9 protein-coding genes are annotated in these 21,863 nt (G+C 42.0%); 2 read left to right on the forward strand and 7 right to left on the reverse strand.

Features of this window, described 5'->3' with window-relative positions:
• Positions 1-4: 4 nt before the first annotated feature.
• Both JGK36_RS01305 and JGK36_RS01310 read left to right on the forward strand, forming a co-directional pair.
• Positions 5-8,110, forward strand: a complete 8,106-nt coding sequence (locus JGK36_RS01305) for a neuraminidase-like domain-containing protein (protein WP_293196072.1) — start codon at positions 5-7, stop codon at positions 8,108-8,110.
• A gap of 17 nt (positions 8,111-8,127) precedes the next feature.
• Complete coding sequence (locus JGK36_RS01310) at positions 8,128-11,535, forward strand: toxin (protein ID WP_293196074.1); 3,408 nt, start codon at positions 8,128-8,130, stop codon at positions 11,533-11,535.
• A 209-nt stretch (positions 11,536-11,744) separates the two neighbouring features.
• Here JGK36_RS01310 and JGK36_RS01315 read toward each other — a convergent pair whose 3' ends face one another.
• The 7 genes from JGK36_RS01315 to JGK36_RS01345 all read right to left on the reverse strand — a co-directional run bounded on the left by JGK36_RS01315 (position 11,745) and on the right by JGK36_RS01345 (position 21,860).
• On the reverse strand, positions 11,745-15,713 hold the full coding sequence (locus JGK36_RS01315) for a hypothetical protein (protein ID WP_293196076.1): 3,969 nt from the start codon (positions 15,711-15,713) through the stop codon (positions 11,745-11,747).
• A gap of 107 nt (positions 15,714-15,820) precedes the next feature.
• A complete protein-coding gene (locus JGK36_RS01320; RefSeq protein WP_293196078.1) occupies positions 15,821-17,068 on the reverse strand; it encodes an ATP-grasp domain-containing protein in 1,248 nt (415 codons plus the stop codon).
• Between the two features lie 60 nt (positions 17,069-17,128).
• Positions 17,129-18,169, reverse strand: a complete 1,041-nt coding sequence (locus JGK36_RS01325) for an LD-carboxypeptidase (RefSeq protein ID WP_293200757.1) — start codon at positions 18,167-18,169, stop codon at positions 17,129-17,131.
• On the reverse strand, positions 18,166-19,014 hold the full coding sequence (locus JGK36_RS01330; RefSeq protein ID WP_293196082.1) for a class I SAM-dependent methyltransferase: 849 nt from the start codon (positions 19,012-19,014) through the stop codon (positions 18,166-18,168). Before JGK36_RS01330 ends, JGK36_RS01325 begins: the two co-directional genes overlap by 4 nt.
• A gap of 58 nt (positions 19,015-19,072) precedes the next feature.
• A complete protein-coding gene (locus JGK36_RS01335; RefSeq protein ID WP_293196084.1) occupies positions 19,073-19,858 on the reverse strand; it encodes a trans-aconitate 2-methyltransferase in 786 nt (261 codons plus the stop codon).
• A gap of 53 nt (positions 19,859-19,911) precedes the next feature.
• Positions 19,912-21,054, reverse strand: coding sequence for an alanine--tRNA ligase-related protein (locus JGK36_RS01340; protein ID WP_293196086.1), 1,143 nt, complete (start codon positions 21,052-21,054; stop codon positions 19,912-19,914).
• Positions 21,051-21,860 carry a class I SAM-dependent methyltransferase gene (locus JGK36_RS01345; protein ID WP_293200759.1) on the reverse strand — a complete coding sequence of 270 codons (810 nt, stop codon included), beginning with the start codon at positions 21,858-21,860 and terminating at the stop codon, positions 21,051-21,053. Before JGK36_RS01345 ends, JGK36_RS01340 begins: the two co-directional genes overlap by 4 nt.
• Between the last annotated feature and the right edge of the window lie 3 nt (positions 21,861-21,863).

Below are 21,863 nucleotides of genomic sequence, written 5' to 3' on the forward strand. Positions count from 1 at the left end.
TCTTATGTCCCCTATCACTTTCCCTCTCCTCCTCGGCGACAAAGGTTCTGCCATCGTTAATTTTCAAAACGGTTTACTGTTTCTATTGCGTCGCCAATGGTTTCAACTCGACCCACGAGAGCAACAAAAACTCGAAACAATTTTGCTCGAAGAACAACAGCGCCAATTCTTTTCAGACAACGCCACTTATCAGTTACTCAAACGCTTTTGGGAACAGACAGGAGTCCAACCTCAAATAGAGGGCGTTGACCAAGCCACCGCAGAAACACTCAATAAAGTATTGAGAGAACTGGGTGCTTTTTCTGATATTTCCGATGAACTATTGCCAGAAATTAACAAAAAACTTGATGCGATCGCCGGTAACACTGAACGATTAGGCAGCATTGACAACCAACTGACTCAACATGGTGGTCAACTTGGCAAAATCGAAGGTAATCTCAGTAATCAAAATAATCAATTAGGCAGCATTGATTCTAAACTTGGCGAACAAACGACTCGATTGGGCAGTATTGACTCCAAATTGGGGGATCACACCAGCAAATTGAATAGCATTGATTCCAAGCTGGGAAACTTAGGAGGCGATCGCAATCCTAATAAATTCCTCACTCTCAACGATCGCGGTGCTGAAGTCAAAGCACTGCAAACCAGTCTGAGTCAACTCAACTTTACGATTCCTGAGAATGAACTCAACGAGCAAGTATTTGGAGTGGGAACCCGCGATGCTCTAATCCAACTGCAAACCAACTACAAACTCGATCGCACGGGTGTTTTTGATGATGCCTCAAAAGTCGCGTTAGAACGGGCGATCGCAGCCCTCAACGTGCTCACCCATCGCCTTGAAGGACGGATCGTCTTCGAGCATGGCTTACCCGCTGAGGGCGTAACTCTGAAGCTCTACAACCGAGGTTTTGGCGGTCAAGAAGTTTCTCTGGGCGAAGTCAAAACAGACAATCGAGGCTTCTATGCCCTGCCCTACCAAGTTAATGGTAAAGCAGTGAATCTGGAAATCCGGGCGATCGATGCTCAGGGCAAAGAAATCTCTCTATCTGATACCAAGCGAAATGCCAGCAAAAACGAGGTTTTGAACCTGGTTGCGCCTACTGCTGTCCAGCCATTAGCTGCGGAGTATCAACGCCTCACCCGCGATCTCAGCCAACAGATTGACAGTTTACAGCAATTGGGAAGCGCTCAGGAAAATGGCGATCGCCAAGACCTTACCTTACTGCACCAGGCAACTGGATGGGATGCTCGTTTGATTGCCCTGGCATCCTCCGCTGTCAAACTCAGTGCTGAGACAGGCATTCCCCAGGATGCTCTTTATGCCATGTTTCGAGTTGGATTGCCAACCGACAAAGATCAACTGGCGCAGGTGAGTGGACAAGTTATCCAACAGGCGATCGCTAAAGCGCGGGAAGCGGGAATTGTCAGTCTGACAGATCCACAAGTGGCTGGCGTAAAAGCTACTTTTGATACTTTTGCCCATCAAAATCGTCGGACAGAAATCGCGCCGGGGGCTGTATCCAGTATGGGAGAATTCCTCGATCGAACTGGTTTGGTTGATACCGATCGAATTCAAGAAAAAACGATTTTTGCCGACCTCCATTTTAAGTATCAGGGAGCCGAACTCTGGGATAAAGCTAAGGAAAGTGGTATTGCTGATGCGAAAATAAATAGTCTCAAATTACAGGGAAAATTTGCCTATCTCACTCTCAATAATGTTAGTCTCGCTCAAAAGCTGCAAAAGGAAATTCCGTCGCTCGATCGGATATCAGAATTAGTAGATAAAGACTTTTATCTGGCAGATACTTGGAAATCTCGTTTGATAGATTTGGCGGACAATAAAGATGAAATCTTGCAAACTCTCATTCCCCCAATTTATGCAGGTGAGAAGATTGGCGATCGATTGGATGCTTATGCTGCCGATCTGGCTCGGAAAGTGCGACTTTCTTTTCCTACCAAAGTTATCCATCGCGCGATCGAAAAAGATGAGTTGCGGCTGGGAATTCAACACAGCGAACTCAAAGCCCCCGTCCGCCAATTTCTGCAAAATGCTCAATCGATCGGTTTTGAGCTAGGCAGAACCCCGATCGCGGCATTCATCAAGCAAAATAAAACAACAGTCTTAAATGGTATTGAACCCAGTCAGATCCAAAATGCGATCGAAGGTACTAAATTAGTACAGCGTTTGTATCAGATTTCTCCCACAGATGAAGCTCTCAAAGTTTTGCTGGAACAGGAGTTTACCTCAGCCCAGGATGTTGTGGCGTTCCCTTCTGAAAAATTTATCGATCGCTTCGGCAAATTTTTCCCTTCTCTAGACGAAGCGCGATTGGTGTATCGCAAAGCCGAGCAAGTCACTACCGTCACCTTCAACTTTTTTACAGCAGCCAAGCAACTCGATCGCGCACCATCCACTCATGTCACCTCGCCGTCTATTAAGATCCGCGAAGCTGCCAAGAATGAGCTGATTAAGCACTATCCCACAATGGAAAACCTATTCGGATCGCTTGATTTTTGTGACTGCGAACACTGCCGTTCTGTACTCAGTCCCGCAGCTTACTTTGTCGATCTCTTAGATTTCCTCGATTATAAAGTCGATTTAAATAAGTCTCGAAATCCTGAAACTTTAGTCTGGCAAAACTTTCTCAAAGATTGGAAAGCAAAGCACGGAACCGCAGCCTATCCATTTAAGAATCCAACCGAGCAAACTAATTTCCTCAATAAATGGCGCAAAGACCATCCGGGACAACGCGATCCCAATACTGAAAAAACTCCTTACGAAGTTCTCATTGAACGTCGTCCAGATCTGCCAAACTTACCCCTAACTTGCGAGAATACCCAGACCGTTTTACCTTACATTGATGTTGTGAATGAGATTTTGGAATATTACGTTGCGAACGATCGGCTAGCGGCAGATAGCGGACACGATACAGGTTTAGCAACTACACCCGAACTCTTAGCTGAGCCACAAAATGTCTTGGCGGCAGCTTATACCAAACTTCAAGAGGCTAAATACCCACTTACTCTCCCCTTCGATCTTTGGCTAGAAACCGTCCGCCGATTTTTTAACTACTTTGAAACCCCTCTTGCCGAAGTTCTGGAAGTTTTGCGTCCGACAGATGAACTCTTCCCGCCAACAACTGAACCTAAACCCTATTATCGCAATGCAATTTGGGCAGAATCTTTAAGTATTTCGCCCTCCGAGTACGGCATTTTTACCAATTTCGATGTTCTCAAATGGTATGAATTATATGGCTACGCGACTGCAAATGATGCCACCGTCGTAGCTGAAGATGAAAATGGTCAGCGGCTCGATTTAAACTCAGCTAAATCCCTGTCGAGGCGATTGGGAGTCAGCTATAAAGAATTGGTCGATCTAGTGCGGACTGAGTTTGTCAATCCCGAACTGGAACAATTGGTTATCCTGCGGAAACTGCGACTCGATACCAACGATTCGGGTATCGATATCGACGATGTTCTGCGCTATAAAGGTCAAGCAGGTTATTCAGCTTTAACTTCAGACGAACTAGCAGTTTTTCAACAGCGACTGCAAAAACTGACTGCAAAGTTTGCTAGCTCTGGTTTTAATGCGGAAACTTGGCTGGATAATGCTTGGAATGATGGTAAATTTAACCAAATTTTGGTACTATTCGATCCGAATGCTAGCTGTAATTTTGATTTAACAACTCCCCGTTATGCCAATGAAAATCCAGCCGACGATTTGGTATTTCTGAAGTTAAATCTATTCGTGCGATTGTGGCGAAAACTGGGGTGGACGATCGCCGAACTCGATCGCGCCTTGCAAGTTTTTATTCCCGCGACAATACTGCCATTAACCGGAATGAATATCGGTGCGGCACTCAAAACTGCATTGGTTTATCTAGCACACCTGAAAGTAATTAGCGATCGCCTCAATTTTGGTAAAAACAGTCGCATCCAATTACTGACACTTTGGTCGAATCTATCAACAACAGGTAATAACTCGCTTTATGCCCAACTTTTCCTCAAGCCTAGCATTCTCAAAAACGATCCAATATTTGACGCTCCGTTAGGTAATTATTTGTCTAATTATAGCATTTTGCTTAAAGCTCACTTGCCCGCTCTACAAGGCGCACTGAATCTTACCGCAGAGGATATCAGCCGCATTCTTAATGCCACCGATAGAACTCTTGAAACCGCAGCACTATCGCTGGAGAATGTTTCTCTGCTGTATCGCTATCGACTACTAGCAAAAGCCCTGAAGCTATCGATTAGCGATTCGATCGCACTCAAAAAAATATCAGGACTCGATCCCTTGAAACCGCTGAAAACTGATGGACTCACCATCATTGATGATGATTATCCTTTTACTCAAACTATCAAGTTTATTGAGATTGTCGAGAAAGTTAAGCAGAGTGGATTCAAACCCGAAGATTTGGATTATCTATTGCGCCATAACTTCGATCCAGTTGGCAAATATCGCGTTAATTCAGATGTCGTTCTGGGTTTAGTCAAAACACTCGCAACTGAAATCAGTCGCATCCATGCCGAAAACGCTATTCCTGCTGATGCTATTAGCGTCACAGATGATCTGTTGCGGCAAAAGCTAGCTTTTGTGCTGCCAGCCGATGTCACAGAAACATTTATGGCAATGTGGACAGGTACGATCGAATATGAAGTGCTAAGCCAAGAGAAGGTCTTACCTGCGAACAAACTCGATCCGAATGCAATTTCCGATTCTACCATTCGCGTCACCTACGATTCCGTTCACCAAGTCCAACGGCTGGCTTTTCGGGGAGTAGTTTTGCTAGATGCCAAGAAAACACAACTGACAACGGCAAATCCATCGCCCCTCTTCGCCAATTTGCTCAATGCCGTCCAAATCAAAGCAACAGCAACAGCAAAGGAATTTTTTAACAAACAGTTTGCTGGTTTTCTGCAAGATCCAGGTGACTTTGATTTATTATTCACCCCGATTTCCGATACGCTAACCGATGCCGAAAAGCAAAAGCCGATGCGACGAAAACGGGAAAAATTAGTACATACATTTTTCCCTTTCCTTCAAACAAAGCTGATTCGTCAGTTTGTTGTGCAAACCCTTAGCACTAATTTGAATGCCGACCTCAATCTCACTGAAGCATTACTGACTAATACTGAGTTACTGACAGATCCAACAGACTCTAGCAAGCCACTGCTAGATCGGTTTACGACAGCAGGTTTATCGGGCATTAGTGCATCGTTTTTTACTTCAAATGATGAAACGGGTACACCCACAACGAAACTCATCTCTGCTGCCGATACTACTGCCAAGCCAACTGGTACAAACAGTGCTCGATTAGAAGGCTATTTTGAGGTTCCGACTGCGGGAGATTATCGTTTCTTTGTTGTCTTTGATGAGCTAAATGGTGAAGCCGAATTACGTTTGGCTCACTTACCCGATCCACTGCTGAGAGGCAAAGCAACAGAAGCTAATCAAAAAGAAATAAGTCAATTCACAGAACTCAAACCGGGCATACTTTATCAATTTACCCTAGATATCCGCAATCTTAACGGTGGTAATGCTACCCTGCTAATTCAAGGCGAGACTTTACCAAAAGATAGTCTGAAGCAGTTGACACTCTATCCCCAAACAGTTGTCGATCGCATCCACCGCGCCCATACCCTAATCACAAAAATATTCCAACTGATTCAGGGTTTTGGATTTAGCGATCGAGAAATACGCTACTTGCTGACACATCCAGCCGACTTTTACAATCTGAATCTCAGTCAACTACCCACTCGCATAAATGATAACTCGCCCGCGATCGCCACTGCCCTATTCCACCAATTCCTCCGTCTCGCTGACTATGCTCAGTTGAAGTACGATTTAGCCATTGTCACAGACGATTTAATCACTCTGTTCGAGAATGCCCGCCGTCGCTATCCTGGATCTGCCGATCCAGATCTTACCAAAACGGCTCATCTCGATCGCCTTTACAAACACATTGCCGAACTGACACGACGAGAAAAAGCGATCGTCAAGGCAGTTTCTGAGCATTTAGAGTTCGCAGTTCAGTCCTCGATAGTAGGAGATGAATTACAAATTGAGTCTCCCAATTTTGCTCAAAAAAAAGGCATTGGGCGGTTGTGGGAAGTGCTACAAATGGTTGAAAAAATTGGTATTCCGGTAGGATCGATCGCCCGTTGGGCAACTCCATCTCCCGACTTTGCGATCGCCCGTGACTTAAGAAATGCTGTTAAATCACGATACGAGACAGAAACCTGGCAACAGATTGCTCAACCCATTTTCGATAAATTACGCCAAAGCCAACGCGACGCATTAGTGGCATATATTATGCCCCGACATGGATTCGATCGGCTAGAGCAATTGTTCGAGTATTTCCTGATCGATCCCGGCATGGAACCTATCGTGCAAACGTCGCGCATCCGGTTAGCAATTTCCTCGGTGCAGCTATTTATCCAGCGTTGTCTGCTCAATCTAGAACCGCAAATACAGCCCACCGCCATCAATTCCAAACACTGGCAGTGGATGAAACGATATCGCGTCTGGGAAGCCAATCGTAAAATCTTTCTTTATCCAGAAAACTGGCTAGAACCAGAATTTCGCGACGATAAAACCCATCTTTTCGAGGAACTTGAAGGCACATTACTGCAAAGCGACATCTCAAACGACTTAGCCGAAGATGCCTTTTTCAACTACTTGAAAAAACTGGAAGAATTGGCTCGGCTAGAAATCGTAACCATGTACTTAGAGGAGAAACCTCTCGATCCAGCATCCAATACCCTGCACGTAATTGGGCGCACCTACAGCCTGCCTCACAAATACTTTTACCGTCGCTATGCGCACCAGATGTGGACACCTTGGGAGCCTGTCACTACCGAAATTGAGGGCGATCATCTTGTTGCGGTGGTATGGCGCGATCGGCTGCACCTATTTTGGGTAACGTTTTTGGAGAAAGCAAGCGCAAATTCTAGTGGTGCAGGAACTGCTGGCAATGAGAAACTTGCCAGTGCTAGCTTTAACAAGATTGTGGCAGCATCAAATCAGGCCCTCCAACGACAGGTGGAAGTCCAATTGAATTGGAGCGAATACTTTCAGGGCAAATGGACGACTCGCGAGTCAGGAGGTTTTGGTAATTCAATAAGTGTTAGTGTAGGCAATAGTTTTACCAGCCAACAAACTTTTATTTACGTTACCAAAGAATACGAATCTGGTGAAGAACGTGCTGTAAGAATCAGCCTTGATAGTAAGGAGTTTTTTAAATGGATTGCTGCTGGAGAGGGCTTTGCTCCTCCTCCTGAGCCGATTAGCACGAAAGCATTCCGAGTAGCCAGTAAGAATAGTCAACCAGAAATTATGGAAACACACCTTCCTCAACAATTGCCGTATTCAAAAATGGAAAAAAGAGCCACTCTTCATCAAAGTTCAGGCTCACTACAAGTCAGTTTTGTGGAACGCATTGAAACCGTGAATAGTCGGCAACGGAAGGCAACTCCATCAACCAAAGACATTCTTCAGAAAAGTGGCAATTTTTCACTCCTGATGCCCAGTAACCAAAATCAACTGCCGACGGCTGAAATCGGAGCGCTCGTCAGTCCATTTTTCTATCAAGATAACCTGCACACATTCTTTGTTGAACCCACCTTAACTGAAACAACGATCGAGCGCTATCAAGGATGGGTTGTAGCTAAACCAAAACCAGCAACGAAATTTGATGACGACTGGTGGAAGCAGATTCCTGTCGAATCCGTAGTACCTCGCAAACCCTTGCAACTTACCGATCCAATTGACCCGATCGCCAAATTTCAGTCTCAACAGAAGCAAGATTGGGTAATCAATTTTAGCACTGTTCTTCAATTTGGTGAAACCTTAATCGGACAGACGGGAAGAGTCGATCGCGCAACACTACCTGCGATCGGCAATATCAGAGGCATGAGTGGGGCAATTCTTCAAGGGAGAGGCTACGCCAACGCTCAACCTGAAGGTGAACTAGCCTCGATCGACCCCAATATTTCACTCAATGTGATTGACAGTAGTGGATTAAATTCAGCTTTGTTAGAAAACCTGAGCGCAAACTTGAATATCCAGAATATTAATTCCAGAATGCGCGATCGCTTTATGAACCGCTAAACGAGGAGATTCACAATATGAAACCCACAGAATTAAGCCAATTCCACGGTTACTACGATGCTAAAGTTCGTCCTTATTTAGGATATAATAGCGAACTTGGTTGGACGACAGAGGTTACTCGCAAACACACCACTATTCAAGAACGAAAACTGAGCTACCAGTTTTACTCGCATTTTCACCCCTACGTCGCAGAACTGGTACAAAGGCTGATTGCTAAATCGGTATCCGGATTGCAGGCAACTGACACCGAGTATTTACAAAATGATGATGGTTCGTTCCAAACATTTCCTGCTACCCATCCCAACGAAGCATTACGGGGAAAACCAATTCCCAAGTTATATCAGAAAATTTTTTCATCTTATAATCCCTCCGATCTGGTTCAGCAGCCGCATCCCGTCAAGGATTTAGATTTCACCTCCAGTGGAGCTTACTCAGTTTATAATTGGGAACTGTTTTATCATGTACCAATTACGATCGCAATTCATTTAAGCAAAAACCAACGCTTTGAAGAATCCCAACGCTGGTTTCATTACATCTTCGATCCCACGGACGATAGTGATGGCCCTACGCCAGAACGATTCTGGAAAGTAAAACCATTTCAGTACACAGATGTCAAACTGATTGAGGAAATTCTGGTTAATCTTGCTAGTGGTGCAGATCCCAAACTTCAAGAAGATACAGTTAATAGTATCAACAACTTGAAGGAAAACCCTTTTCGCCCCCATATTGTAGCCCGTTACCGTCATTCAGCCTATATGTTTAAGACAGTAATGGCGTATTTAGATAATCTAATTGATTGGGGTGACAGCTTGTTTCGCCAAGATACAGGTGAGAGCATTAATGAAGCTACGATGCTCTACGTTTTAGCTGCAAATCTTTTAGGAACACGTCCGCAGGTAGTTCCGAAAAAGGGATCGGTTCGCCCCCAAACCTATGCCAATCTCCGTGCGGATTTGGATGAATTTGGCAATGCTCTGCGCGAAATTGAAACTGATATTCCCTTCGATCTGACTCCTCATCCCACTGCTGCGAGTAACAGCGACCAATCCATTATGTTGAAGGGAATTGGCAAAGCACTTTATTTTTGTATTCCCCGCAACGATAAGCTACTTAGCTATTGGGATACTGTCGCCGATCGCCTATTTAAAATTCGCAATAGTCTTAACATTCAAGGAATTTTCCGACAATTACCTTTGTTTGAACCGCCGATCGATCCAGCACTATTGGCAAGAGCAACAGCAGCAGGCTTAGATGTCGGTGCCGTGATTAGCGGTATCAATCAACCTTTACCGCTGGTTCGCTTCCAAGTGCTGGCGCAAAAAGCGACAGAAATTTGCCAGGAAGTAAAGTCATTGGGAAATAACTTGCTGTCGGCGATCGAAAAAGAAGATAACGAGGCGATCGCCATGCTGCGCGCTACCCACGATCGGCTGATTCTAGGAATAGCAGAAAGTGTTAAATACGCGCAATGGCAAGAAGCCATCAAAACCCGCGAAGGTTTAGAACAATCGCTAATGAATGCTGCCCAACGCTATATCTACTACGAACGCCAGTTAGGCAAAAAAGATAATGAAATTCAGATTCCTCAACTGGATGCTCTAGATAAAGATAACCTGCTGAAAATGAAATTCCAGCAGGGAGAATCAGCTTTAGGATTGCGCCCGATCGATGTCGATATTGCTCAAGACTTAAATGAATCTGGCGGCAAGATTGTCAGTAGTCACGAAGTGGAGGAGATGGCTGCCCTGAAAGAAGCTCGAGACAAGCAAGAATCTGCTGCCATGCTTGATAAGATTGCTGGAGGATTGGCGACCATCCCAAACTTTGGAGCACATTTTCAACCTTTCGGACCGGGCGGATCGATTTCCTTCGGCGGGTCTAATCTCTCAGCCCACGTTAGTTATTTATCTAGCTTCGACAAAACTAATGCAGATAGGAAGACCTATGGAGCAAGCAGATCGGCAAAAATCGGTTCCTATGCCCGCCGCGAGCAGGAATGGGCATTCCAAAGTAATACGATCGCCGGCGAAATCACTCAAACTTTAAAACAACTTCGAGCCGCACAGATTCGAGAAGCGATCGCCGAACGTGAATGGAAAAATCATCAAACCCAAATTAAAAATACTGAAGAAATCCAACAGTTTCTCAAAGGCGAAGAAACACAGATTGGGGGTAAAAAACACAAGAAAGTCAGCACTCAAGCTTTCTACACTTGGATGAAACGCGAAGTCAAAGGATTGTACGGACAGTGCTTTCAATTTGCCTTTGATACTGCCAAAAAAGCCGAACGCGCTCTTCAACATGAATTGGGCAAACCCGAATTAAGCTTCCTCCAATTCGGTTATCTTTCCGGTAAAGAAGGCTTGTTAGCAGGTGAAAAACTCTACCTGGATATCAAGCGCATGGAAATGGCATATCATGACCTCAACCAGCGTGAATATGAACTCACAAAACACGTTAGCTTACTGCAAGTCAATCCATTAGAGTTGCTAAAACTTCGCACAACAGGACGCTGTACAGTTACTCTCCCTGAAGAACTGTTTGATATGGATTGTCCGGGACATTATTTCCGGCGCATCAAGAATGTGGCTGTGAGCATTCCCTGTGTCACGGGGCCATATACCAGTGTGAACTGCACGTTGACCCTAACGAAGAGTAGCATTCGTAAGAGCGCATTACTTGGTGATGACTATGCCCGTGTCGATGCTGAAGATACTCGTTTCAGCGATTACTTTGGTAGTTTGCAATCGATCGTCACTAGCAGCGGGCAAAATGATAGTGGCTTGTTTGAAACTAATCTGCGGGACGATCGCTATTTGCCTTTTGAAGGTTCGGGAGTAGTTAGTGAGTGGCAGTTACAACTTCCTGCCAATCCCAGTAATCAAGATCCCCTACAATTCGACTACAACACTATCTCCGATATCATCCTGCATCTGCGCTACACTGCCCGTGAAGGGGGACAATTGCTGAAAAACGGGGCGATCGAACATCTCAAAAACCAAATCAATGCCGCTCAAACTATTGGCTCAGTGCGCCTGTTTTCTATGCGACATGAATTCCCCACAGGATGGGCAAAATTCAAGAGCGTTAAGATTGAAGGTGCTACAACCAAGGCAGAAATAAAATTAGAGATTGGACAAGAACACTTCCCTTACTGGAGCAAAGGCAGATTGGGTACGATCGAGCAGATTCTGGTTCACACCAAAACCTCCACGGGAATTGTCCCCCAAAATCCCAGTAGCAGTGAAGTAGAGGTCATTACTCAGAAACCAGACGGTAAAACCTCTTCACAAGCGTTCGCTGCGTTGACAAACATTTCTCTGCCACAATTGCCCGATAAATTTAGGCTTAATCTAAAATTGAGTTTCAACACAAACTTAATGGAAGACCTCTGGCTGACGGTGACTTGGGGCAAACAAGAATGAATACAACGGTTGAAAACCGCATGAGGTACATCAGTATTGACCATATTGATGGTTACGCGGTCATCTATAGCAATCCTAAATGATTGTCTATGTACAAGTGTACTGATGGATTTTGGGTAAAGCACATTTACGTTCGTTGTCTTGATAATGATTTAGGACTGCTATAGCTGCTTTGTTACAGTTATTTACTCTGAGCGCTTCGCTCCCTGCTAAAGTTGTTTTTCCTGATTTTTAGCCGTAATTTTGTAGGATTCTAGGAATTGCTTCTGCTCTTCTGACAAGTTAATTATTGCTGCATTTTTTCCCAATTCCCGCGAATAGATTGTAGAATTATCTCTAGCTCGAATTACGGTAAGACTTTCAGTTTCTTTGCAGTAAGTAGCTAATAAAGTATTTTGGATAAAGGGAGTTCTGGGGCTATAATTGTTGTCGGTTGCAGCTTGCACGGCCGCAGCAATTAGGTTTTTTTCCCAAGCAGGTATGAGCGGTGAATTGTCTGTACTTTGTTGTAGCATTTTTTGAGGCTCTGAAGTAGCGAGATCATTTTCAGTGTCTTTAATACCATAGAATTTGTATAGCAGTAAAGATGCCCTATTCGGAAGTGGTGGAGATTCTCTGAGCTTTTGGAAATACGGACTATCGGTAGATAAATCTTTGGCAATTGGCGAACCAAATTGCTTAGATAGAGATGACATTATTTGAGGCAGTAGATTTTCGGGGTTTAGATGAAAAACTGCATACCCCCGGCGAGTTTCTTCTGTAACAGACGCATCTAACGGATTTATCTCGGAATGCTGTATTTTGTAATCTTTAAAAAACTTGCGTGCCGTTTCGGATTTTCTCAAGCTAACAGCAATCCCTAGCACAGATTGCTCTGTTATTTTTCCATTGATCAAAGTTGGTTTTTTGAATTCATAAAATAAAGTAGGAGGTGAGTTCATGTTTTGTATTATTTGCTGTGCCACGGCGAGTCTTTCTGCATTATTCAGTGTTTGATAGTTTGGTATTTGACTATTGACTGCCTGATTATTGACTGTTTGACTATTGACTGCCTGATTATTGACTGTTTGATTATTGACTGTTTGACTATTGACTGCTTGATTATTGACTGTTTGATTATTGACTGCCTGATTATTGACTGTTTGATTATTGACTGCCTGATTATTGACTGTTTGATTATTGACTGTTTGATTATTGACTGCCTGATTATTGACTGTTTGATTATTGACTGTTTGATTATTGACTGCCTGATTATTGACTGCTTGACTATTGACTGTGTTGTTAACTATTTCATTATTAACTTCTTTTTCTTTTAACCATCTAATAGGATACTGTATAGAATTTGGATCTATAGAAGCTATAAGAGTAGTAGAATTAAATTTTATGTATGCCTTAAAAGAAAGTCCTGTTAGTTTCCCTGCGTCGAATTCTTTTTTCAACATTTCGTCGCTTTTCCCTTGCTGTTGGTTGTAGAAGGCTTTCATTAGGGCTATTTTAGATTCTTTCTGGTTGGGTGTAAACACCCCCAAGACTTTTAATCCGCATTCAGTAGTAACTGCGGCACAAATTTCAGGCTTTTGTTGAATATTTACTGAAACTTCCGCCATTGTTCCTTGAAAGCGCAAATCTTTATAATAGCCAATAAGATTTTGTTTTCTAGCACATAGAATATTACCTGTTCTGCTTTTTGCCACTGTATACGTGCCGTTACTTATTCCGTAAGTAGTCAGTTCGGCGGTGAAAGAAAAATTGTTGTGCAGGCAATTATTTTTACTGAGCGATTCTATTGAGGTTTCGTCGAGTTCGCCGATAACTTTACCAGATGTTTCAAGTAAATATTTAGGTTTATTGAGCGCTTGGATTGTAATAGTGTATTCTCGGTCTAATAGAGAACTTTGTCCGCCAAATTCGCATTCTGCAACCTTACCGACTTTAATTCGATCGTCCAAACCAGTTACGTGCAGTTCAGCCGTTTTTGCGATCGCAGGAATTAGCTTAGCGCGGGCAGTAGTTCCAACTGGTAACTGCGCCGAATTTTCAGAGACAGTACCCGCTGTGATGTACCTACCGTCTTTCATTATTTGCAAGGTTTTTTTACCCTGAGTTGTGTAGTTTTCACGCTCGTCGGCTGCTGTCGCGTCCGTTTTAATTTCAGTATTTTTACGATGGTGAGTTTGGGAATTGTTGCGCTCGTTGATTGTTGTCGCGTCCGTTCTAATTTCAGCATTTTTACGATTGTGAGTTGGGGAGTTATTACCCTCGTTGATTGTTGTCGCGTCCGTTTTAATTTCAGCATTTTTAAGATTGTGAGTTGGGTAGTTTTCGCGCTCGTCGGTTGTTGTCGCGTCCGTTCTAATTTCAGCATTTTTACGATTGTGAATTTGGGAGTTTTCGCCATTTTCGGTTTGGGCAGCATCAATTCTGATTTCAGCATTTTCGATGCAGTTATTTATTTTGATGTCTGCACTATTTAACTCGCCGATAGTTAGTTCCTTAAATTGAAGTTCGTTGAGTCGATCGACAATTTGAGAAGTCCAAGTAGCAAAAACAAAATTTTGCGTTTTTTTTCTGCTATCATGGTTGAGTTCTGGTGCACAACACAAGTGCCAAGTAGCAGCAGCCATAGCATTAGTTTCACCTTTCAAACTGCACTCACTTTGAAAACTATCTGGTATTTCCGCTGCTTGTTTGAAAATTAAATTACAGTCAGTTTCAGTTAAAGCTTGTACTACTTTGACATTTTGCAGTCGAAAATACTTCGTTCCTTCAATTTTTCCGGGGATATCGAGTAGCTTTCTGCTGCTTTCGCTGAGCGTGCCGAGTTTAACCCATTTATCAGAGCCTTCTGAGTCTTTTGTTTTTCCTAAAACACAAGTTTTGTGGCTGTTTGAAGTAGATCCACCGTAGTTTTCATTGGTAACTAGCAGGATTTCCAACGACGATCGGTTTTTGAAACGTTCCGGGTATTTGCTTAAGGCAACATTGGTAATTTCTACACTAATCCCAGTTTCTGTTTGTGCAGTTAAATAAGGGCCCTTTTCAGTCTGCAACCGTAGTTTAGCTGCAACGGCAGAGTTGAAAAGAGAGTCAAAAGCAGCTTTTGTTTCCCTGCAAGTATTATACTGTTCTGGTGTGTAATAGTATTTCTCTCCTGGTTCTGCTTCTGGAAATAGGTTGCGAAATTGGTAAAATGGTCGCGCTTCGAGTTCCGATGCTTGTAATAAAGGGTTGAGAGATTGTATTATCGATTCTTTTAAGCTGTAGCCATTGGGTTCTATGACTTTTCCTTCTAAGTATATGTCGGGCAATTTTTTATCTTGCAAGTAATTGGGATTTCGGTGGCACAGATTTCTGTACTGGCCGATCGTAATTTCGTCGGCTGGAGTAGCACTTTTTTTAGAATCTACAGCTATTTGATTTTGCAGTAACAGTTGTGGCGTTATCTGAAACCGCAGAAATTTTCTATAGGTTTCAAGGCCAGTTTTAACTTGTTCCGGCGGAATGCGAAACAGAAGTTTATCTTCGCAGCATAGCTTGCAGTCTAGGACATCCCGCTCGATTTGACTAGCGTCGGCTGAGATTAAAGAAGCCATTGTCGGATGGGTTGAGGAACTGTGTATGTTGGCTAGCTCTCTGACAGTTGATATAAGCGTGTCCGGTATGTTTTTTTCGGGTTTAGCCGTGTAATTATTGTTTAGCTTTTGTTTAAATTGATTAGAAACATCGCGAATGTAATCTTCTTTCTGCTGGGCGCTGAATGTACTCTGCACTGCTACTACTTCTGATTCAACAGATGCAGTACATTTGACAGCAGAATTGGCAATCTCTGTCCATTTATTTGCCATAAATAGGGCAATTTCAGGCAGTGTTTTATTGGGTTTACCCGGTACGTCAAAGGAAACTTTTGGTAATTTGGGAGTAGGTGGGTGAGCGTTTTGCGGAGTTTGAGATTCTATAAGATTTAGAGCCGTATAAGGCCAATCTGAAGCCTTCGCGAAGCATTTAGAGTCTCCGTCATAGTCTTCTCCTGCGAGCTTGCTGTACGTGTCTAAAGGCAGGGATTGTAACAGTAAATTATGCCAAGCATCTTGTTGAGATTTGATGGCTTTCAGTTGTTTTTTAGTAGGCTCGCTTTGCAGTTGAGATATTTCGCGCTTCGCCCATGCTTGGGAGAACAATCGACATTTCCGCCAATTTTCCCGCAGTTTCCGCAGTTTTGAATTTTTGTTCGCTAGTTTTCAGCGATTCCAGATATAGTTTGATTTTTTCGTGCCTACCTACTTATTTAGTCAATCTCAATTTCAATCTTTGCCTCAAGTTCCTTGGATAAGTACTCAAGTTCCTGGCGACATTCTGCCTCGATCGCATAAAAATATATAGGCTGTGGTACTTCTGGGTAGGTCACTACGTCCTGTCCAACTTTTGTCACTTCAACAAAATGCCATAAGCCTTTCATGTTTCTAACGTCTTCATAACCTCGTACTGCCTTGAGTTGTCCGGGCTTTGTTGGAAAGATGCCTTTCTGCAAAATATGTCGCGTGAATGCAACGTTGATCTCGATGTCTATACCCTGCCAAACATCTAGCATCTTCGAGACTAAATCAATACCATAAGCTCTCTCGTAGGCAGGTAATATCCATCCTCCAGGTAAACGGGCAGCAATCTCTATCATCACTGGACCCTCTCGTGTAATTCGTAGTTCACAGTGAAATCCACAATTGTTGAAGCCCAATGTCCGAATTACAGTTTTTGTCATTTCATAACACAATTCAACAATCTCAGAATCCAACTTAGGGGGCAAATAGTTAGCTTGTTGAGTGAACCAGGGTTCTGGCCCCATCTCCACTTCTACCATACCTGCAATACAGATTTGTTTATTTTGTATAATCCCATCAACAGTTACTACAGATCCCGCAGCATATTTTTCAAGTAAATATATTCCACTGAAATTCTTAAACGCTTCCTCTTGTGCTAATGACCATGTTTTCTGAGATAGCTGAACTAGACTTTCAATATCAACAGTACGATCAATTTTGATAACACCGTAACTATTATTACCGAAAATAGGCTTGAGGACAGCAGGTAATCCGACTTGTTCAAGCGCATTGGGTAGTTCTTTAATATCTTTCAAGACACTAATCTTTGGAGTGCGGATTCCTGCTTTTTTGCAATATTCCCGCATTAGTACTTTATTGGCTGAACTGCGTCGCGCTGCACCGGGAGCAATCCCTACTAAATCTAAAGCAGCGACTAAATCCGCAGTTTGGGTGACGGTGTGTTCCCAAAATGTTCCAACTGCCGTAAATGATATGTCCTGAGAAACCATAAAGGCAGAGACATCAGAGATAAGTATGACTGAGTTGTAAGTATCGGTCTTAATAATTTTGTCAGGAGAAATATACTTTTGCAGCCAAATTGGAACCTGAGAACAGGCAATATAAAGTTCAATAGGTTTGTCTCTAATTTTTTGAAATATAAATTCTTTTGTTTGATCTCCATGTTCAATTAAGAGAAGCTTTGGAAAGTTAGACATATTTTTTATTCTAGGTACATAAAAAAGTTTTGGGCTGCTTTGTCAATCAGTTTAATGATATTAGCTGACAGCAGACTCAAGCAACTCAAAGCTGACATTTGTACCGATACAACTCAACTTCACTTGAACTCCAATGGGTAAAGTTAGCATCGGATCGGTATGCCCTAGATCAACACCTAACGCAACAGGAATATTAAAATGCTTTGTCACCATCAAGATAACAGTTTCTAGATCGACACCTGAGACAGGATGAGTATCGGGACACTTTCCCACGAGTAATCCTTTGATCTGCCCGAAAACTCCGCAGAGATAAAGATGAGTTAATGCCCTGTGTAAACGTGGGAGGTAAGCTTCAGCATCAGTCGCTTCTAGAAAAAGGACGGCTCCAGAAAAATCAGGACAATATGGAGTACCAATAAGAAGGTTGAGCGTTTCAATATTTCCCCCAATTAAACAGCCTATCGTTATACCTTCTTTAAGAACCTTCCAAGCTTGATTTTGATACATATTCTTGGAGCGATTGTCTTCTCCCTTGCCCCAATCTAGAAATTCGCTAGTCCATTCATTGGATGGTTGATAGTTAACCAAACTTGATCTAGTTTCAGTTAAATCACGAAAAGATTGAACTGTGTAGGCAAACGGTTCTGGATAATCTCCCCACTCTGACAAGATAGCAGGTGCATGGAAGGTAACAAGATTTGTTCGCGCATATATACCCAGCAATAAGGCAGTAACATCGCTGTAGCCAGCGAATATTTTTGGATGGTTTGAGATAATCGAGTAGTCGAGCAGAGGAAGTATATCGCTAGAATTGAACCCCCCTATGCTACAAATAATTGCATCAACAGTATCATCCTCAAAAAGACGTATTAATTCACTAGCCCGATCTTCCGCAGTGCCAGCAGTATAACCATATTGTTTAAATGCAGATTCTGGTACTTGCACCTGAAATCCCAAATTTTCGAGAGCTGTCACTCCACGTTTTAATCTATGGGGAAACAGCGCAGTTCCAGGTGATGAAGGGGAGAATACTGCAAGATTACTACCTATTTTCAAAGAGGGTGGACGTAGAAGGATGCTCATATATTTGTTTTCTTTCAAAAAAGTTCAGGTTCTTCTGGTAAAGTTCGTTTTCTAAAGAGAGTTAGTATAAATCCAAGATACTTATGGTTCTCGTTAAATACATCAAGCGTTTGTCTCCATCGCCTTCTGATGGCATCTTTCACATCAGTAGGTAAGTTACATAAATGATCTTTTTTGAGGAAATACTCAACATACTCTGAAATTCGTTCTGGAGATTGCGGGTTAAGTTCATGCTTCTCAAATAAATAAGTTTCAAACAAGGTGTTTCTATTAAATAGATCAAGCCATTGTTCGGCAGTCCAAGGCTCAATTTTTACCCCGATAATAGCTGATACATCTTGAACAACTTTCTCAGGAGGTATCTCATGGTAACAAAGGTTAGTCACTGAAAGGAATCCCCAAGGTACTACAACTCGATAGTATTCTTTTAATGCCTTTTGCTTATTCTCTATAAAAGAAGTAGCTCCTCCAACTACTACTAAATCAAATGTGTTATCTGGATAGGGAATACTTAAAGCTGAACCAGTTTCAAATTTGACTAACTTTTGAATATCTGGCACATCATTGGAAAGCTCACGACAAGATTCAATGACAGCACTCTCAACGACATCAATTCCAACAACATGGCATTTGGCTGTACGAGCAATTTCTAAAGAAGTAAAACCTGTATTAGACCCAACTTCTAAAACCTTTGATTCTGAATTGACAAATGTATTTTGCAATATTTTTCGGATTGTTTTTTTTCCTCCAGGGCAACGATTAGTCTCTCTAATTAAGCTGATAAAATCGACATACGCCATTTTCTCCACCTGACTTGAAGTGATATTGTCTAGCGTTACATTCTTAGAATTATGATCTTTCATGTATATTTACCTGATTCATCTGCTGATCGTAAAATTCAGTTTGTCATAAATAACATAATCATTCGGCTTTACGGGCAACAACGATTAACTCACCTGGGTACTTATCACCAAAAGTGGATTTATCGTAATCCCCAAAGATAGTTGTAATTGAGAAACCAACGCTAGTAAGTAAATGTTCTAGCTCGTAAGGAAAGGTATATCTTGAACTGTAAGATTTGACTATGCGATCCTCTACTCCATTTGGGTGGCGAACATAATATATTTCTTCTGCTTCTTGAGTCTGATTGAAATAATTCCGAGAAATGACACGATCCCGTTGTAGGATTTGTCGCCCGTCAGGCAAGATGATAGGTGGACTATCACCAAACTCTTTTAAATATCGAGAATCCGCAAGGAATGGGATAGACGGGTTAAAAATGTCTAGGACAAGGCTTCCATTAGGTTGCAAGTGTCGTTTCATAGTCAAGAGAGCCGTGCGCTGGTCTTCTGGTGTAAGAAGATGCTGAAAACTGCGGAATGGTGTTAGGAGTAAGGCAAATTCTCTATTAAGTGTAAAATTACGCATATCACCAAATACCACTGATGCTCTTGCCCTAATCTCATCAGATTCTTCAGCCAAAATGGTTTCACAGATTGCCAATCGTGAAGTATTGATGTCAAAGCCGACGATCTCAAAACCAGCACGCGCTAAAGGTAACAAAATTCGCCCCGTTCCACATCCAGCTTCTAAGATTGGTCCTCCGAAACGATTTGCCATATCTAAATAGAAGAATATATCATTTCTAGACTCAAAAACATAATCATATAGATAAGCACTTAGATCTTCTATTTCGTCTTCATTCATGGCTGATGTTTTTGTATGTGATTTGTAAGTATTCATGATTAAAGCAAGGTCATTTAATCCGAAATGTGCAAGAGATTATTGATAACGATTCGCGGCAGACCAAAAGTATTTCTGATCTCGCTATATAAGTTCTCTACTGAAATCTCTTCCTTTTCCATTAAGAACTTTTTCGCCATTTGCTTTCCGCGATCAATACTTTTAATATAGAGGACACATTCATCTGTAATAACAGATAGGAATGTCTTTATATTAGAATCTGGGCAATTATCTGTCAAACTCAAATAACAGTTGGTTGCTGCTGTCACAGATTCAACAACTAGTTCATAAGGTTCGATATAAAGTAATTCGACAATACAACGAATCATTTTTCGTAGAACATATCCAGACTTTTTGTTGCTAGGCAAAATACCTTCCTCAATCAGAAGTGTGATCGACGAATATAAATTAGTGAGTGACTGAGCTATTCCCACATCCATACCCAATTTACAAAACTTATCTATAGATGCTTGAAGAGTATCAATAGCATATAGTTCACCATCATAGAATAAGGAAGTAAGCCTTTCAACTCCAAAACCGATATCAAAATAACGATATTCCGTTGGTGTATGTAACACATCAACTATGTTTCCCAATGGTAAAAACCTGTTGCATTCACAGTGAATACAACAAGTTGTACAGCAAGGACTACGATTCGTAAATTCCCATACCAAGGTCAATCCACGTCCAGTTAGAATTTCACCATAGCCAAACTCCCATCGAACCCAATACTTATGATTATTCGCATTTAAATGATGAATTTTTTGATCTGGTAAATATAAAGATATCAAGTTTAGTAAGTCAGTATCTTGCTCGTTAACAACACAATGAAGATTAGAAATTGGCAGATCGATTTCTTTTGTTAAGAAATCAAAAAAATGTGTTACAGCATCAGGAAGGCGAGAAGCCATTCCTAAGATAGCCAACATTTCAAATCTAAAAAGTCCCGAAGCGTTCCATCTTGTTCTCAAACATCGCTGCACAATGGCAGTATCAGGTAACAACTTTCCCTGTAACATAATTGGTTTAAATGGCGTAATCCCAGCATTAATGAAAAGTATGCTAGGATCATCTGTGACTAGTGGAAAACTCGGAAGACTACGAAAGCCTCGATCTTGTGAGAAATTTAAAAAATGTGTCTTTAATTGAAGAATATTCATTTTAGTTTGAGTACAAAGAAGGTCAAGAACGAACAAGAAGACTGTTTAAAGTACTTTTGCGTTAATCGCACTAACATATCAGGCGCACCCACCCATAAACAGTTTCCTGCATAAGCAACATCTACAGAGAGGTTGAGATTTTCTTCAAGAAAATTCTTGAGTTCATGATTACCATATAGAATTTCAGTATCAAAGCGATAACCTTTAGCGAAAGGTAAATACTTTCTGCCGAAATCTGTTCCCAAGAACCACGCTTTGAGTACCGCGACAGAGCGTCTGTTTGGTATTCCTAGAAGTACATAACCTTCTCGTTTTGTTACTCGCAGCATCTCTTTGACAATTTGCAACAATATTGGTTTTGGATAATGTTCAATAACTCCAACGTTCCAAGTTAAGTGGAAAATTCTGTCTGGGAAAGGGAGTTGTGTGATATCGCCTTCGGTATAGGTTACTTTCCCATTTAAGTGAACAGGCTCAAGGATTTTTGCAAAATTAAGCGCGTTGGTACTTAAATCAAGTAGTGTTAAGCTTGAAAGTGTCATATATTCAGCTAATTTAAAGGAGGTTCCTCCAGAACCACAAGCTGCTTCTAACAAATCAATCGACTGTTCCGAAGAAAAAAGAGATTTGACAATTTCTATCGAGTCTTGATCGGAAGCTTGCCACCACAATGTTGTCTCGTGTTCCTGCCCTTTCCCTAGAATTGCTTCTTCAAAATAGGCGTGCCACTTAGCATATTCAAACTGCTTAATTCTTTCTATATCGGTATTGAAAGTGTCGGGGTCTTTGGATTGTTTCTGAGCCATAAT

This window comes from Microcoleus sp. PH2017_35_SFW_U_B (assembly GCF_020737865.1).
GTDB lineage: Bacteria > Cyanobacteriota > Cyanobacteriia > Cyanobacteriales > Microcoleaceae > Microcoleus.